The sequence below is a fragment of the Bifidobacterium italicum genome, assembly GCF_002286915.1.
Lineage (GTDB): Bacteria > Actinomycetota > Actinomycetes > Actinomycetales > Bifidobacteriaceae > Bifidobacterium > Bifidobacterium italicum.
Map to the genome: position 1 here is coordinate 1 of NZ_MVOG01000039.1, position 15,064 is coordinate 15,064.

Below are 15,064 nucleotides of genomic sequence, written 5' to 3' on the forward strand. Positions count from 1 at the left end.
CATCCCGCACGCGGCGTCGCTGCATCAGGCTTGCGCCCATTGTGCAATATTCCCCACTGCTGCCTCCCGTAGGAGTCTGGGCCGTATCTCAGTCCCAATGTGGCCGGTCACCCTCTCAGGCCGGCTACCCGTCAACGCCTTGGTGGGCCGTCACCCCGCCAACAAGCTGATAGGACGCGACCCCATCCCATGCCGCAAAAGCCTTTCCCACACCCCCATGCGGAGGGCGCGGAGCATCCGGCATTACCACCCGTTTCCAGGAGCTATTCCGGTGCATGGGGCAGGTTGGTCACGCATTACTCACCCGTTCGCCACTCTCACCAGCCAAGCAAGCTTGGCCGGATCCCGTTCGACTTGCATGTGTTAAGCACGCCGCCAGCGTTCATCCTGAGCCAGAATCGAACCCTCCACAAAAAACATTCATGGAGACATCCAACAGATGACTCACAAAAGAAAAAGACGGACCATCCAATAAGGAAGGACGGTCACACAAAAACCCCGACACCCATCAAACCCCCTCGGGTACCACACGGGCGGGCATCGGACTGGCAATCAAAGACCACCACACAACCAACAAACGTCGGCCATATGATGAAGTAGTACAGTACACACTATTGAGTTCTCAAACCACCACACACACCCACAACCACACCAGTCAACCAGACCAGCAAGCCGTGAGCGGCAGCAAGAAGAAAACTTACACCACCCCAACCACAAACGCAACCCCCACCCCCAAAACCCAACAACCACAACCCCTCCACGGCGTGTCGCAACCACCCAACACCAACACCAACCACACCCAAAACCACACCTCGTCATCACCCAGCCCCCACACATCCGAACAACCCAGCCTCCAACCACACCACCGGAGCGAAATGCATCGCTCACCATCACATCGAACGGCCGAGTGAACATTGGGGAGAGCCGCGCCAGCCGTCATCGCCAAGCCCCACACGCGCGAACACCACCGACGCAAACCGCTCCCATGCGATCGCCAGACCCCACACCAGCGAACACCACCGACACGAGGCGGACCACCCGCGATCGCGCAAACCCGCCCAGGCGAACCCCACCCACGAACCGCACCCGAGCGCATCGGACCGGCGGCCTCCCGCGATCATCACCGTCACCGAACCGCCTGGGTAATCGGAACGCCGGTGGAGGGGCCGCCCGGAATCCTGGACGAACCACACTCACGCGGTCGGAGACCCGACCCCAGCGAGCATCACCGGCGCGAACCGCGTCGGGACGCATCGGACGGTGCCCGGCATCGGCGTCGAAGCACCGGAAACCGCATGCGACACGCCGAAGCGTCGATCGGATTTGGCAAATCGACGCCCATCGGGTAAGTTTACTTCTCGGCCCGGGCGGTTGGCGCAGTGGTAGCGCACTTCCCTGACACGGAAGGGGTCACAAGTTCGAATCTTGTATCGCCCACGAAACCGGTTTCCGGTTGACTTTGCGGACATAGCTTAGTTGGTAAAGCGCGACCTTGCCAAGGTCGAGACCGCGGGTTCGAGTCCCGTTGTCCGCTCCAAAGAAAACAGCTCCCGAAAGGGAGCTGTTTTCGTATCATCCTTAGACGATGGCGCCGGCGGCGTCAGCCCTCCCGGGCCTCCTCCTCGCGCTCGGCCGCTTTGTCCACATCCGCGGCGGCCTTGTCGAGATCGACGTCGGACTTCACCTCATGCTTGGCGGCACGGTCCACGTCCTTCCAGGCGTCCTTGTCCTGATGCTCGGCTTTGCGCTCGTCGACATCGGCCTTGAAGTCGTCGAACCTCTCCTTGAGCGTCTCATGGGCCTTCGTTTCGTCTGCCATGGCAACATCCTTTCGTTGTACGGTGTCGCAAACCCTTATGGGTCCCACCATTACACCTCGTTTGCCGGGACGGCGCGCGACGCACCGCTGTGGGCATAGGCGCGATATGCTGCTACACCGTTAGCGTGCGCATCACTCCTCGCGCATCGCCACATGGCAGAACTCCGGCACCTTGTACCATTTCACCGGATAGCCGGCGCCATGGGCGCAGAACACCGAATCCGGCGTATGCTCCAGATCGGCTTCGGGATCATAGCCTGCCGCCGCCACGACGGCGGCCTCGTCATGGCAGCGGCGGTATCCGGCGAAGGTCAGCGACAGCCTTCCGCGCCCATGGGAGTAGGCGTTCACCTCCATCGCATAGTCACGCATACCGCTGACCGGCGCCACGCCTTCCAATACCGCATAGCCGTCATCCACCTGCGGCGCGTCGCTCTCGCCACACATCCGCTGCACGTCGCTCATCGCACGTCCGAGCGATTCCTGCGGCAGCTCGAGCCGGAACCGGTACCACGGTTCGAGCAGGCGGCAGTTGCCGACGCCCTCGATGCGCGCGCCGCGTTCCTCCGCCGCGCCCGCTTCGGCCTCCTCGGCATCCGTGCCGCCATCGGCCGCCGCATCGTCGCGCGCGCCGCCGGCGAATCGGCGCGCCACGTCGAGCTCGGTGCAGTCGGTCGGTACGCCGGCGCGCGCCTCCATCAGCCCCATGCGCAGCGCACGGTACGTCGCCTGCCGGAAGTCACCGCCTTCGGTGTGTTTGAGATGCCCGCGGCCGGCGATGAGCGAGACGCGCATGTCGGTGATCGGCGCGCCGACGAGCACGCCGAGATGTTCGCGTTCGCGCAGATGCTGCAGGATGAGCCGCCGCCAGTTGCGGTCGAGCTCGTTCTCGTCCACATCGCTGACGAATTCGAGTCCGGCGCCTTCGTCGAGCGGCTCGAGCAGCAGGTGCACCTCGGCGTAGTGGCGCAGCGGTTCGAAATGCCCGACGCCTTCGACAGGGGCCGCGATCGTCTCCTTGTAGAGGATCGACCCCGCGCCGAACCCAACGTCGAGTCCGAAGCGGTCGTGCATGAGCTGTTCGACGACCTCGAGCTGCACGGCGCCCATCAGCTGCACATGCGCCTCCTGCAGCCGCTCCTGCCAGACGACGTGCAGCAGCGGCTCCTCATCCTCGAGCTCGCGCAACGCAAGCAGACACTTGTGGATGTCATGCCGCCCCGGCAGCAGCGTATAGGTGAGCACCGGCTGCAACGTCGGGTCTCCGGCATCGGATTCGATGCCGAACCCCTCCCCCGGGAACGTATGCTCGGGTCCGCTGACGGCGCATACGGTGCCGGCCTGGGCTAGCGTCGTCGTCGTGCTCGTCGCTCCGGAGACGCTGCGCACCTGATCGATCTTCTCGCCGACGCCGCCGTCCTTCGCCGGCAGCACCATTTTCGCGCGCAGCTCGCCGCCAGTCACTTTCATCCAGCTCAGCCGGTTGCCTTGCGCGTCGTGGGAGATCTTGAACACGCGCGCGCCGAAGTCCTGCGGATATCGCGGCTGCCGCACGAAGCGCGCAAAACCGCGCAGGAAATCGTCGACGCCCTGCATGCGCAGCGCGGCGCCGCAGTAGACCGGGAACACGCGACGCGCGGCGACGAGTTCCCGGATGAGCCCGTCGCCGACGGCGCCGGCGTCGAGGTATTCGTCCATCGCGCGCTCGCTCTGCATCGCAACCGCCTCCATCGACTCGTCAGACAACGTCATGCCGCCGTCCGCGCCGGGCACGGGCGTGAAGTCGATGCAGCCGTCGCCGAACCGGCGCTGCAGCTGTGCGAGCACGCGACGTTCGTCGGCGCCGGCCGCATCGGTCTTGTTGATGAAGACGAAGGTCGGCACCCCGTACTGTCCGAGCAGACGGAACAACGTCTGCGTGTGCCCTTGGATGCCGTCGACGGCGGAAACGACGAGGACCGCGTAGTCGAGCACCTGCAACGTGCGTTCGGTCTCGGCGCTGAAGTCGACGTGCCCCGGCGTATCAAGCAACGTGAGTTCGAGATCGTCGACGTCGATGATCGCCGGTTCGGTGAAGATCGTGATGCCGCGCGCGCGTTCGATCGCGTTCGTGTCGAGGAACGCGTCGCCGTGGTCGACGCGGCCGAGCCGGCGCGTCGCGCCTGCCGCGTACAGCAGCGCCTCCGACAACGTCGTCTTGCCCGCGTCCACATGGGCCACGACGCCCGCCACGATCCGCTTCATCGATGTTCCTTCCACGACATGCGCGGCCGACGCCGCAACCATCCACTGATTGTACGAAGGACGGGCGCCGACGGCGCACGCCGCTACATCGCGGCGAACAGGCCACCGCGCACCGTATAAACCAGCCCGCACACCCCGCACAGGACGATCGCCGCGAACAGCACGCGCTCCTTCATGCTGAACGACGCGAGGAACGGCTTGTCCGGCGCGCTCTGGCGCCGCGCGATCGCGAAGATCGGCAGGCCGATCGCGAACAGCACGCAGGCCACCATCAGATACCGCAGCCCGGCGGCGTAGACGAGGAACAGCGAGAACAGCGACCCCAACACGCCGGTCGCGAGCGCGCGCCGGCGGCTCACGGCGCGTGTGGCGCGCCCATGCGCGGTGAACGCGCCGGGCTCACGCGCGGCCACCTTCCACAGATACAGGCAGCACAGCAGGTAGCAGGGCATCGACATGACCGACGTGATCGAGATCATCACGTTCCAGGCGTCGCCGCGTACGAAGTGGCACAGGATGAACAGCAGCTGGCAGGTGGCCGCCGTCAGCAGGATCCCGGCCTTCGGCGCGCCGTGACGGTTCGTGGCGAGGAAGGCGCGCGGCCAGATGCCGTCGCGGGCCGCGAACAGCGGCATCTGGCTGATCATCAGCATCCATACGAGCCACGAGAACAGCACGCTGACGATGACGCCGACGTTGACCATGACGGCGCCCCACAGGCCGAAGCGCTGCTCCATGATGACCGACATCGACGGATTCGCCATCGCAGCGATGCGCCGCTGCCCGTAGACGCCGAGCGGCAGCAGCGAGACGAGCAGGTACAGCGCGAGCACGGCGACGTATCCGCTCACCGTCGCGCGCGACACGGCCTTCGGCGAGCGCGCGCTGCCGGAGACGACGACGGCGCCCTCCATGCCGATGAACAGCCACAGCGTCACGAGCATCGAGTCGCGCATCTGCCCGAACAGGTCGCCTGCGTGGAAGGCAAGCGGGCGCCCGTCTGCCGTCTGTCCCCAGAAGTCGCCGAGCATCACCCCGGGGCGGAACACCAGGCACAACGCGACGATGAACACGGCGACCGGCACGATCTTGCACACGGTGCCGACGATGTTGATGACGGCGCCGGTGCGCGTGCCGAGCATCGCGATCGCCGTCATCGTCCACAGCAGCGCCGACGCCGCGACGACCGAGGCCACGTTGTTGCCGTCGCTGAACGTTCCGGGGAAGAACGTGTCGAGCGTCGACATGATGAGCACGCCGTACGCGATGATCGAGAAGCAGTTGCACAGCCAGTACCCGTAGGCGACGAGGAATCCGACGAATCTGCCGAATCCCTGGCGCGCATAGGTGTACAGGCCGTCCTTGAGCTGCGGCTTGACCTCGGTGAGCGTGCGGAACGTGTTGACGATGCACCACATGCCGACGCCGGTGACGGCCCATGCGAGCAGCTGTCCGCCGGCGGCCGCGTGCACGGCCATGTTCTGCGGGAGGCTGAACACGCCGCCGCCGACCATCGCGGATACGACGATCGCGAACAGACCGGGGAATCCCACCGATCCGTCGGCATGGTCGGTAGTGTGCGTGTCCCTGTGCATATCCGCGCCCCGCGTTTTCGTTCGACGACCGTTTTCGTTACGCCGTCATCGTAATGCATACGCCGCGGTTACGCCGACAGGGCGCAACGGACCCCCGGCGCCGTCTATTCGGATTCGCCGTCGAGGCTGATCGAGAGCCGGTCGAAGGCAGCCTTCGCCGCGTCCTCGGTGGCGTTGCCCTCGAGCAGCACGACGGTGCTGCTGTCCTTGACTTTGACGACGTAGTTGTGCTCGGTCGCGTCGTCGACCGCCTCCTGCCAGAAGATGAAGTCGTTGCCGTTGCGTTCGCCTTCGTTGAGGATCTCGGCCGTGTCATCGCCGTCGATCTGCTCACGATAGAGCTCATAGCCCTCCTCGTGCAGGAACGAGCCCTCGAAGACCTCCTCGCCGTCCTTCGTGACCTCGAAGGGCACCTTGCCGGTGATGTCGTAGCCGCCGGTGACGTCGAGCGTGACCTTGATCGCGTCGCCGGTGTCGACGTTGAACGTGTACGACTTGCTCGCATGTGCCTTGACGCCGCACGCGCCCATCGAGACGACGACCGCCGTCGCCGCCGCGAACGCCGCGGCCCTCCTGATCATGGCTCCGCCCCTGATACGCATCCGTGTCATTCCTTTCCTCATCGCCGACATGACGGCGTCGGCGTGTCCTCGCCGTCGGGCCGCGCTCATCGGTGCCACGCTCCGTGGCGCCCGCGGCCCGACATCGTGCCACAGTACGGCACCACGTCGGGGCCGCGCACGCATGGTCCACCGCTTGGGCATCGGCCGTCCTCATGTTGAACGCCGCGGCGCGGTTCGGCGACCGATGAACACCGCCGACGGCCGCGGCCGGGCGCGCTACGTTGGAGGGGATGGACCGTTCCTCCCGCCGCACACGCCTCGACGCCGGCGGGAACTACGAAAGACGACGACGAAAAGGACGAGGGGGCGTCGATGGGCGCGCGCAGTGCAAACGAAACGACCGGGACGAACGAATCGGCCAAGCCGGCCACGGCACGCGAAACGGCCATGGCGCATCGGACCGACGGATCGGGCAGGCCGCCCAAGCTGACCGACGACACGATGGTCGTCGCGAAGGACGGCCAGCGGCATTCATGGCGGTCGATCAAACTGCTGCTCGCGACGCTCATCATCAGCACGCTCGGCGACGGTTTCTGCTCGGTCATGATGTCGGTCGCGCTGCCGAACATCTCCGAGACCTACCATGTGAGCCTCGCAACGGCGAACTGGGTGACGGTCGGCTACGCGATCGTCGCCGCGACGGCCGTCATGACCGCCGCGAGCGCGCTTGCGCGCATCGGCCTCAAACGCCTGTTCTTCTGGAGCCGCATCCTGCTCATCGTCAGTTCCGCGATAGGCCTGTGCTCGCTCGATTTCCCGATGATGCTGGCGAGCCGTCTGATCCAGGCGGTCGGCGCGGGGCTCATGTTCCCGACGATCAACACCGTCATCATCCGCGTCGTGCCGCCCGAGCGCTCCGGCCGCATCGTCTCGCTGAACAGCTCGATCATCGGCGTCGGCATCGCCGTCGCGCCGCTGCTGTCGGGCGTGTTCCTGACCTACGTGAGCCTGACGTCGATGTACGTCGTGCCGCTCCTTATCGGCGTCGTCTCGCTGATCATGGGCTGCCGTTACGCCTTCGACGTCGAAGCGCGCCGCAACATGCCGATCGACGTGTTCTCCGTCGCGCTCGCGTTCGTCGGGCTCGCGATGGTCATGCTCGGCTTCTCCGAGCTCACCGATCGCCCGCCGCTCGCCGCGGCGATGCTCCTCGCCGGTGTCGCCGTGCTCGCCGTCTTCGTGCGGCGGCAGACGCGACTGAGGACTCCGCTGCTCGATCTGCGGCCGCTGCGCCACGCCTACGTGTCCGTCGGCGTACTGCTGTTCCTCGCCGCGGGCATGGGACAGCAGGCCATCCTGCTGTTGCTGCCGCTGTATCTGGAACGCGCCTGCGCCTACACGCCGTTCGTCGCCGGCTCCTTCCTGCTGGCGCTCACGCTCGCCTACGCGGGCGCCGTGCTCTATGCGGGCAAGCGCGTCGACCGTCATGGCATGTGGCCGATCGTCTCGGTCGGCTTCGCGCTGCTGACGGTGGGTCTCTTCGCGATCTTCGGCGTCGCGCCGCTGCGTGCCGCGTGGCTCGTCGTGGCGATCAGCGCGTTCGCCATCGTCGGCGATTCCTTCGTCAACGTGCCCGACAAGGACGTCGTCTTCGAATCGCTGCCCGACGCGCAGGTGCCCGATGCGTCCTCGATCTTCTCGACCGGCTCGCAGATCGCGGGTTCGCTCGGCTCGGCGCTGTTCGTCGGCATCCTGTCCGCCGACGTGCTGCGCCAGACGCATGCCGGCGTGGGCCGCCACCTCGCCTACGCCGACGGCTTCCAGCATGCGGTGCTCGTCGGCGCGGTCATCGAGGCCGTCATGCTCGCCGTGTCGCTGTGGTATTCGCGGCAGATGGTGCGTCACGGACGCAACCGCATCACGCCGGCCGCGACGATGTCCAGCATCGCCCCAGCCTCATCGACGGCCGCGCTTCCGGACGGTGCGCCCGCTACTTCATCCTCAACCGGCGTCCGCGGCGTTTCGCGCGGATCCGACTGAACGCGATCGCCGCGACGATCAGTGTGGCGAACACGGCGAGCGCGGAGCCGGCGGCGATGAGACGGCCGTCGCGCTGGGTCGAGGCGGGGGCGATCTTCGCCGGGATCGGCTCGCGCACACCGGTCACGAGCAGACGGTGCGAGTTGACGCCCACCGGCGTGCAGGTGACGAGCGTGATCGTCGCCGGGCCGTCTTCGTATCGCTTCCGCAGTTCGCGCAACGTCCGTTCCATGGCCTCCGGCTTGATCGTGCGGATGTCCTTGACACGGTAGCCCTGCTCCGCGCCGAGCACCCGCAGATAGAAGACGCCTCCTTCGCGCAGTTCGTCGAGGCGGGTGAACAGCATCCCCTGCACCCCTCCCGAATGCGCGGCGAGCACCGCATAGGTGTGGTCGTCGCCGACCGGCATCGCCGTGCCGTAGATATGTCCCGCCCCTTTGTCGAGCACATCGTCGAGCGTCGTATGGTAGACGGGGACGTCCACCGAGATCTTCGGGATGATCAGACTCGCCATGCCGCCGGCGCCGTCGACGTCGAGCGTGCCCCGGTAGTCGGTGTCGACGATCTCCTCGGCGGCGCCGTCGTCGTTCTCGGCGTCGGCGGGGATGCGGCCGCCGAAACGCCGCTCGAGATCGGCGTTGTAGCGCTGCGCGCGCCGGTAGACCGCCCTGCGCTGCGCGTCAGGCCATTCCGCCGGCGCTGACGCGATATGGGAGGCCGCCTCGCGCGCGAGCATGTCGTTGTGAACGAGCGCACCGACGACCCAGGCGAGCAGCAGCGCCGCGGCGAGGTAGCACGTCCATCCCACGATCGCGAACACGGCCGTCACCGGGTCGCGCCGGTCGAGGTCCCCGCGTATCTTCGGCGCGAACCCGCGCCGCCGCATGCCGCCTGCATGTCCCGTCGTCCTCTGTTGCCCCATGTCCTCGCTCCTGCACCGTCCGCCGTCACCCGCGGATCCGTTCCCACTGTGGTCGATTGCCGACGCCCCGCCGGGGCGCATATGGCACGATGCGGCCTTCCGGTCCGTCGTCGGAAGCCGGAAGGCCGCATCGTGCCGGTATCGGGTCGCCGCGCCGCCGGCGCCCGTCAGCTCATGCCCGGTTGCGGCGCGCACGCGCCACGACGAGGCAGGCCGCGCCGACGACCGCGAGCGCCGCGACGACGGCAAGCACGAGCGTGATCTGGCCGCCGGTCTTCGCGAAGTCGTTCGCGTTCGTCGTGTTCTCGACGCGGATCATGCCGCCGCGGTATTCGGTCGTGTTCACCGTCGTCTTCGCGCCGTCCGTTCCCGTGACCGTCTTCGTCGTCGGCGCGGTCACCGGCGTGCCGTCGATCACCGCGGCGTCCGAGAGGTCCACGAAGTTCGAGAAGTCCGCCGCGGCCTTCGCCGGGTTGCCGTTGATCTCGTAGGCGACGGCGCTGATCGCGTTCTTGTCCGTGCCGTACTGCGGCGTGACGGTGAGCGTGAAGGTCACCGGCGTCTTGCCGAGTATGTAGCCGGTCGGCGCCTTTGTTTCGGTGAAGGTGTAGGTCGTCGGGTCCGTCGTGTCCGCGCCGAGGCCGGCGAGCAGGATCGACGAACCGTTCGACGTGATCGTGGCGGTGCCCGGGTTCGTGTCCGTGCCGTTGCGCTTGCGCATCGTATAGACGGTGCCGTCGGCGTTCTTGTCGAAGCACACCGGGTTGCCGTTCGCGTCGGTCACCGTGAATTCGGCGCCTGGCAGCACGGTGGCCTGCGCATTGTACTTGATCTTCTGCAGCGGGATCGCCGCCGTGTAGACGTTCTTCGTGGCCTCGACGTGGCCGTTGCCGAGAGCGGAGTCGTCCGACGGGCTGTTCGAGAAGCGGACCGTCGTCGTGTTCGCCGTCGTGTCGACGGAGGCGTCGGTGACGGTGCCCGTATAGGTGACGCGGACCGTGGCGCCGCTCAGCGCGCCCGGATTGTTCAAGGTGACGGTGAAGCCGCCGTCCGTCGTCGTCACCGTGTAGTCGGAGCCGGCCGTCAGCGTCGTCGGCGTGGACGGGGCGTCGGGGTCGGTGGATCTCACGACGATCGACTTGGCGTTGAGCGTCAGGTTCGCCGGCGCATCGGAGATCGAGAACTTCGGCGACGTCCAGTTCGAGTATTCGTCGTAGAGCGGCACGTTCGCCGCGATCGTGAACGTTCGCGACGAGGACGTCTGCGCGAGCTGGTCGGCGACCGTCGTGCCGTCGGCATCGGTGACGTTCTTGCTGACGATGACCTTCTCGGCCTTGAGGTAGAGCTCGCCGAGCGTGAATGTCGTCGCAGGGTCCGTCGACGTGTCGGCGACGGTGTCATAGGTCTTGCCGTCCTGCGTGTACGCCGTGCCGGTGACCATCGCGCGCGCGATGACGGCGTCCGTCAGCGAGGTCGCGTCGGCGGGGTTCTCTGTGACCAGATAGAGGCCTTCGGCGGGCAGCGTGGAGAAGACGGCCTCGCCGTCCGCGCCGGTCGCGGTCGCGCTGGGCGTCTTCAGGCTGCCGGATTGCGCGGCCGCCTGCGCGAACTTGCGCATCAGCGGCTGGTCGGCGTGTTCGTTGCCGTAGGCGTCGGTGCCGCTGCCGTAGAAGTAACGCGAGACGAACTGCAGCGGCGTCAGGTTCTCGGCGGCGCCCTTGAAGCTGCAGCCCGTGCCGTTGCAGGTCATGACGTCGCTGAGCCCTGCCGGCGTGGTGCCGCCGGCGGCCTTGTTGATCCAGCCCATGACCTGATTGGGGTCGATGCCGTCGGCCTTCCTGATGCTGTATCCGGTGATCGCGGAGCCGTCCGCGTTGACCGTCACGTCCTCGTAGGTGCCCAACAGATAGGCGCTGAAGGAGCGGCCGTCGAGGGATGGCGCGATCGAGGCGTCGTCGTTGACCGCCTGCGGTGAATGAATGACGATCTGCGCGGGCGACCCGGCTCCCGCGCCGTCCACGGCGTAGGCGCCGGATGCCGTCACCGCCCCGACACCGATCATCGCGGCCGACGCAAGCATGGCGGCCGCCGTCTTTGCTATTGAACGAGTGTTCATCGTGTATCGACTTTCTTTCCATGTCATCGGAGGGTCTCCACGGCAAATGCTGGCCACTCGTCCGCGCGGGCCTTGAACGTCCGCGTAACCCTGCAACGCACACCTTCCGGTGATTCCCACGGTGTTCCCGATGGATTTCCATCGTTGCCCCCATCGTATGGAGGTTCTCGGCGGCGTGGGAAACTTGCTCCGGGAGGACAATCCCGTTGATTCCTGCGGGAAACGATAGTTTTCCGCCTTTTTTCTTCCCTATTGGTGAAGTCTGCGGGTTTTATCCGGGCGAAGCGGAACTCGGCGACCAATATCATCGCGCCGTGTCCGCGCGCGTCCCCGGAGGAAAATACGCATATTGCGAATATCGCCACGAGGCAAGCGCCGTCGTGCTCAAGGCCGGTACGAGGAACGCCGCGGCGCCCGCGCCCGGACCCCATACCGGCCGGCGGTCAGGCCTTGGCGACCTCGGCCTTGAGCTCGTCGCCCTCCTCGAGCGTCATCGACGTGGCGAGCGTCTCGGACTTGATGAGGTCCTCGAAGCGCTCGACCTTCGCCATGTCGTCCTTCGGCACGGCCAGCGTCAGGTCGATGCGGTCGGTCACGTCCAGATCGGCGGCCTTGCGCGCGTCCTGCACGGCGCGGATGACGTCGCGCGCATAGCCTTCGGCGATGAGCGCGTCGTCGAGCGCGAGGTCGAGGATGACGAATCCGCCCGACGGCAGGATCGACGACGCCGAGTTGGCGCGTTCGCCCGCGTCCGCCTCCTCGACGCGGCGCGTGATGTCGTATTCGCCGCCCTGCAGCGTGATCTCGCCGTCCGGCGTCTCGATGACCGGGTCGCCGGTCTTCGGGTCGGCATGCCATGCGCCGCTCTTCGACGCCTTGATCGCGAACTGCACCCGCTTGCCCAGACGCGGTCCGGCGGCGCGCGCGTTGACCTTGAGCTCCTCGACGATCTTGAGGCCGTGTTCCGCGGCCTCGTCGAGCATCAGGTAGTCAATCGCCTTGATGTTGAGCTCGCTCTTGAGCAGCGCGTCGTAGACGTCGACCTGCGACGGTTCGTCGACGACGACGGTCAGCTTCGCGAGCGGCTGCCGCACGCGCATCCTGCTGGCCTTGCGCAGCGAGAGCGTCGACGAGACGATCTCACGCACCTTGTCCATCGCGGCGACGAGCGCGCCATTCTCCTGAAGCACGCGTCCCAGCTCGGTGTCGGCGCCGGTGGCCGGATCGGTCAGATACGGCCAGTCGCCCAGATGCACCGATTCGCCGCCGGTCAGGCCGCGCCACACGGCCTCGGCCTCCATCGGGGCGAGCGGCGCGAGCACGCGCATGAACGCCTCGAGCGCAGTGTACAGCGTGTTGAACGCGTTCTCGTCCTCGTTCCAGAACCGGTCGCGCGAGTTGCGGATGTACCAGTTCGTCAGCATGTCGATGTAGTCGGCGACCGCATCGCAGGCCTCGGAGATCGCGAAGGCGTCCATGTCGCGGGTCACGTCGGCGATGAGCTGACGGGTGCGGGCGAGCAGGTAGCGGTCCATCTGCGCGAGGCCGCCGATCTCGTCGGCGCGCACACGGCGCGCGTCGTATCCGTTGCCGTCGTTCGCGGCGTTCGCATACAGCGTGAAGAAGTAGTACGAGCTCCACACCGGCAGCATGATCTGGCGGACCGTGTCGCGGATGCCCTCGGAGGTCACGATGAGGTTGCCGCCGCGCAGGATCGGCGAGCTCATCAGGAACCAGCGCATCGCGTCGGATCCGTACTGGTCGAACACGCCGTTGACGTCCGGATAGTTGCGCAGGTGCTTGCTCATCTTCTGGCCGTCGTCGCCGAGCACGATGCCATGGCAGATGACGTTCTTGAACGCCGGCTTGTCGAAGAGCGCCGTCGCCATGACGTGCAGCAGATAGAACCAGCCGCGCGTCTGGCCGATGTACTCGACGATGAAGTCGCTCGGGAAGTGGTGCTCGAAGTACTCCTTGTTCTCGAACGGGTAGTGGTACTGCGCGAACGGCATCGAACCGGATTCGAACCAGCAGTCGAGCACGTCGGTGATGCGGCGCATCGTCGACTTGCCGGTCGGGTCGTCCGGATTCGGACGCGTCAGGTTGTCGATCCAAGGACGGTGCATGTTGATGTTGCCGTCGGCGTCGCGCGGATAGTCGCCGAAGTCGTGCTTGAGCTCGTCGAGCGAACCGTAGACGTCGACGCGCGGATACTTCGGGTCGTCGCTCACCCACACCGGGATCGGCGAACCCCAGAAGCGGTTGCGCGAGATCGACCAGTCGCGCGCGTTCGAGAGCCACTTGCCGAATTGGCCGTCCTTGACGTTCTCCGGGATCCAGTTGATCTGCTGGTTGAGTTCGAGCAGACGCGGCTTGATCTTCGTGACCGAGACGAACCAGCTCGAGACGGGCTTGTAGATGAGGGGCGTCCCGCAGCGCCAGCAGTGCGGGTACGAGTGCACGTAGCTCTTCTCCTGGAACAGCAGCGCGCGTTCGGCCTCGGGACGCTCGGCGAGCGGTCCGTCGCCGGCGCGCAGGTTGCGCAGAATCGGCAGGTTCGCATCGAAGACGAAGAGCCCCTCGTAGTCCGGGCACAGCGACGTGAAGCGGCAAGCGGCGTCGAGCACGTCGACGCTCCTGATGTCGTGCGCGTTGAGCGTGTTCATGTCGTCCTCGCCGTACGGCGCCTGATGCACGAGGCCGGTGCCCTCGGCCGTGTCGACGTAGTCGGCGGTGAGGATCCGGTACGCGTTCGGCCCCGGCGTGCCGTCCTCGGCCGTCGCGGCCTCGCCGGCGAAGTACGGGAAGATCGGATGGTAGCGCCAGCCGACCATGTCGCGGCCCTTGAGCTCGCGCACGATTTCGTAGTCCTCGCCGAGCTCCTTGTTGTAGGAGTTCAGCAGCGCCTTCGCGAAATAGAACTTCTTGCCGGCGAACCTGCCTTGCGTCGGGCGCACCTCGACGTAGTCGATGTCGTCGCCGACGACGACGGCGAAGTTGGTCGGCAGCGTCCACGGCGTCGTCGTCCAGATGACGGCGTAGGCGTCGTCCTCGTCGCGCAGCTTGAGCGCGACCGAGACAGTCGTGTCCTGGCGGTCCTGGTAGACGTCGGCGTCCATGCGCAGCTCGTGCGCCGAAAGCGGCGTCTGGTCCTTCGGGCAGTACGGCAGCACGCGGTAGCCCTTGTAGGCCAGCCCCTTGTCGTAGAGCGTCTTGAACGCCCACATCACCGACTCCATGTACGGGATGTCGAGCGTCTTGTAGCCGTGCTCGAAGTCGACCCAGCGCGCCTGACGGTGCACGTAGTCGCGCCATTCGTTCACGTATTTGAGCACGGAGGCGCGGCAGGCGTCGTTGAATTTGTCGATGCCCATCTTCTCGATCTGGTCGACCGAGTCGATGCCGAGCTCCTTCTGCGCCTCGAGCTCGGCGGGAAGCCCATGCGTGTCCCAGCCGAAGACGCGGTTGACGCGGTGCCCCTTCATCGTCTGGTAGCGCGGCACGACGTCCTTCGCGTAGCCGGTCAGCAGATGGCCGTAGTGCGGCAGGCCGTTCGCGAAGGGCGGTCCGTCGAAGAACACGAACTCGTTGTCGCTGTTCTCGCCGGAGGGGTTCTCATCGATGGATTTCTGGAAGGTGTCGTTCGTATCCCAATACTGCAGCACATCCTCTTCGAGCTTGGGGAAATCCGGGTTCGGCGCCACGTTGGCGCTCTGTTCACCGGCGGCCGCCTTGGGGTACACATGCTTTGGTGTTTCGCTCACC

At 66.3% G+C, this 15,064-nt stretch carries 8 protein-coding genes, 2 tRNA genes and 1 rRNA gene; 3 read left to right on the plus strand and 8 right to left on the minus strand.

Annotated elements, in window-relative coordinates:
• Positions 1-414 (minus strand): 16S ribosomal RNA (locus B1400_RS08235); the annotation flags it as partial.
• A 951-nt stretch (positions 415-1,365) separates the two neighbouring features.
• Here B1400_RS08235 and B1400_RS08240 point away from each other — a divergent pair.
• Positions 1,366-1,437, plus strand: a tRNA-Val gene (locus B1400_RS08240).
• A 24-nt stretch (positions 1,438-1,461) separates the two neighbouring features.
• Positions 1,462-1,537, plus strand: a tRNA-Gly gene (locus B1400_RS08245).
• 63 nt (positions 1,538-1,600) lie between these two features.
• Here B1400_RS08245 and B1400_RS08250 read toward each other — a convergent pair.
• The 4 genes from B1400_RS08250 to B1400_RS08265 form a co-directional block, all read right to left on the minus strand.
• Positions 1,601-1,819 carry a hypothetical protein gene (locus tag B1400_RS08250; RefSeq protein WP_095613931.1) on the minus strand — a complete coding sequence of 73 codons (219 nt, stop codon included), beginning with the start codon at positions 1,817-1,819 and terminating at the stop codon, positions 1,601-1,603.
• Between the two features lie 132 nt (positions 1,820-1,951).
• Positions 1,952-4,063, minus strand: a complete 2,112-nt coding sequence (locus tag B1400_RS08255) for an elongation factor G (protein ID WP_095613932.1) — start codon at positions 4,061-4,063, stop codon at positions 1,952-1,954.
• Positions 4,064-4,146: 83 nt separating this feature from the next.
• Complete coding sequence (locus B1400_RS08260) at positions 4,147-5,658, minus strand: basic amino acid/polyamine antiporter (RefSeq protein WP_095613933.1); 1,512 nt, start codon at positions 5,656-5,658, stop codon at positions 4,147-4,149.
• Positions 5,659-5,762: 104 nt separating this feature from the next.
• Positions 5,763-6,260 (minus strand): hypothetical protein, encoded by a 498-nt coding sequence (locus B1400_RS08265; protein ID WP_133064663.1) that lies wholly within the window; start codon positions 6,258-6,260, stop codon positions 5,763-5,765.
• 408 nt (positions 6,261-6,668) lie between these two features.
• Between B1400_RS08265 and B1400_RS08270 the strand changes: the two genes are divergently transcribed.
• Positions 6,669-8,261 carry an MFS transporter gene (locus tag B1400_RS08270; protein WP_095613956.1) on the plus strand — a complete coding sequence of 531 codons (1,593 nt, stop codon included), beginning with the start codon at positions 6,669-6,671 and terminating at the stop codon, positions 8,259-8,261.
• Here the strand turns inward: B1400_RS08270 and B1400_RS08275 are convergent.
• The 3 genes from B1400_RS08275 to ileS form a co-directional block, all read right to left on the minus strand.
• A complete protein-coding gene (locus B1400_RS08275; RefSeq protein WP_095613935.1) occupies positions 8,212-9,183 on the minus strand; it encodes a class C sortase in 972 nt (323 codons plus the stop codon). The two genes, B1400_RS08270 and B1400_RS08275, sit on opposite strands and share 50 nt — an antisense overlap.
• A 172-nt stretch (positions 9,184-9,355) precedes the next feature.
• Positions 9,356-11,299 carry a SpaA isopeptide-forming pilin-related protein gene (locus tag B1400_RS08280; RefSeq protein ID WP_162288205.1) on the minus strand — a complete coding sequence of 648 codons (1,944 nt, stop codon included), beginning with the start codon at positions 11,297-11,299 and terminating at the stop codon, positions 9,356-9,358.
• Between the two features lie 443 nt (positions 11,300-11,742).
• The gene (gene ileS, locus B1400_RS08285; protein ID WP_095613937.1) at positions 11,743-15,063 is read right to left on the minus strand and encodes a mupirocin-resistant isoleucine--tRNA ligase; all 3,321 of its coding nucleotides are present in this window, start codon (positions 15,061-15,063) and stop codon (positions 11,743-11,745) included.
• Position 15,064: the final 1 nt, after the last annotated feature.

Excerpts from the sequence above, each read along its gene's own strand:
- B1400_RS08250 (WP_095613931.1), bottom strand. The coding sequence starts at position 1,819 with ATGGCAGACGAAACGAAGGCCCATGAGACGCTCAAGGAGAGGTTCGAC.
- B1400_RS08255 (WP_095613932.1), bottom strand. The coding sequence starts at position 4,063 with ATGAAGCGGATCGTGGCGGGCGTCGTGGCCCATGTGGACGCGGGCAAG.
- B1400_RS08260 (WP_095613933.1), bottom strand. The coding sequence starts at position 5,658 with ATGCACAGGGACACGCACACTACCGACCATGCCGACGGATCGGTGGGA.
- B1400_RS08265 (WP_133064663.1), bottom strand. The coding sequence starts at position 6,260 with ATGCGTATCAGGGGCGGAGCCATGATCAGGAGGGCCGCGGCGTTCGCG.
- B1400_RS08270 (WP_095613956.1), top strand. The coding sequence starts at position 6,669 with ATGGCGCATCGGACCGACGGATCGGGCAGGCCGCCCAAGCTGACCGAC.
- B1400_RS08275 (WP_095613935.1), bottom strand. The coding sequence starts at position 9,183 with ATGGGGCAACAGAGGACGACGGGACATGCAGGCGGCATGCGGCGGCGC.
- B1400_RS08280 (WP_162288205.1), bottom strand. The coding sequence starts at position 11,299 with ATGAACACTCGTTCAATAGCAAAGACGGCGGCCGCCATGCTTGCGTCG.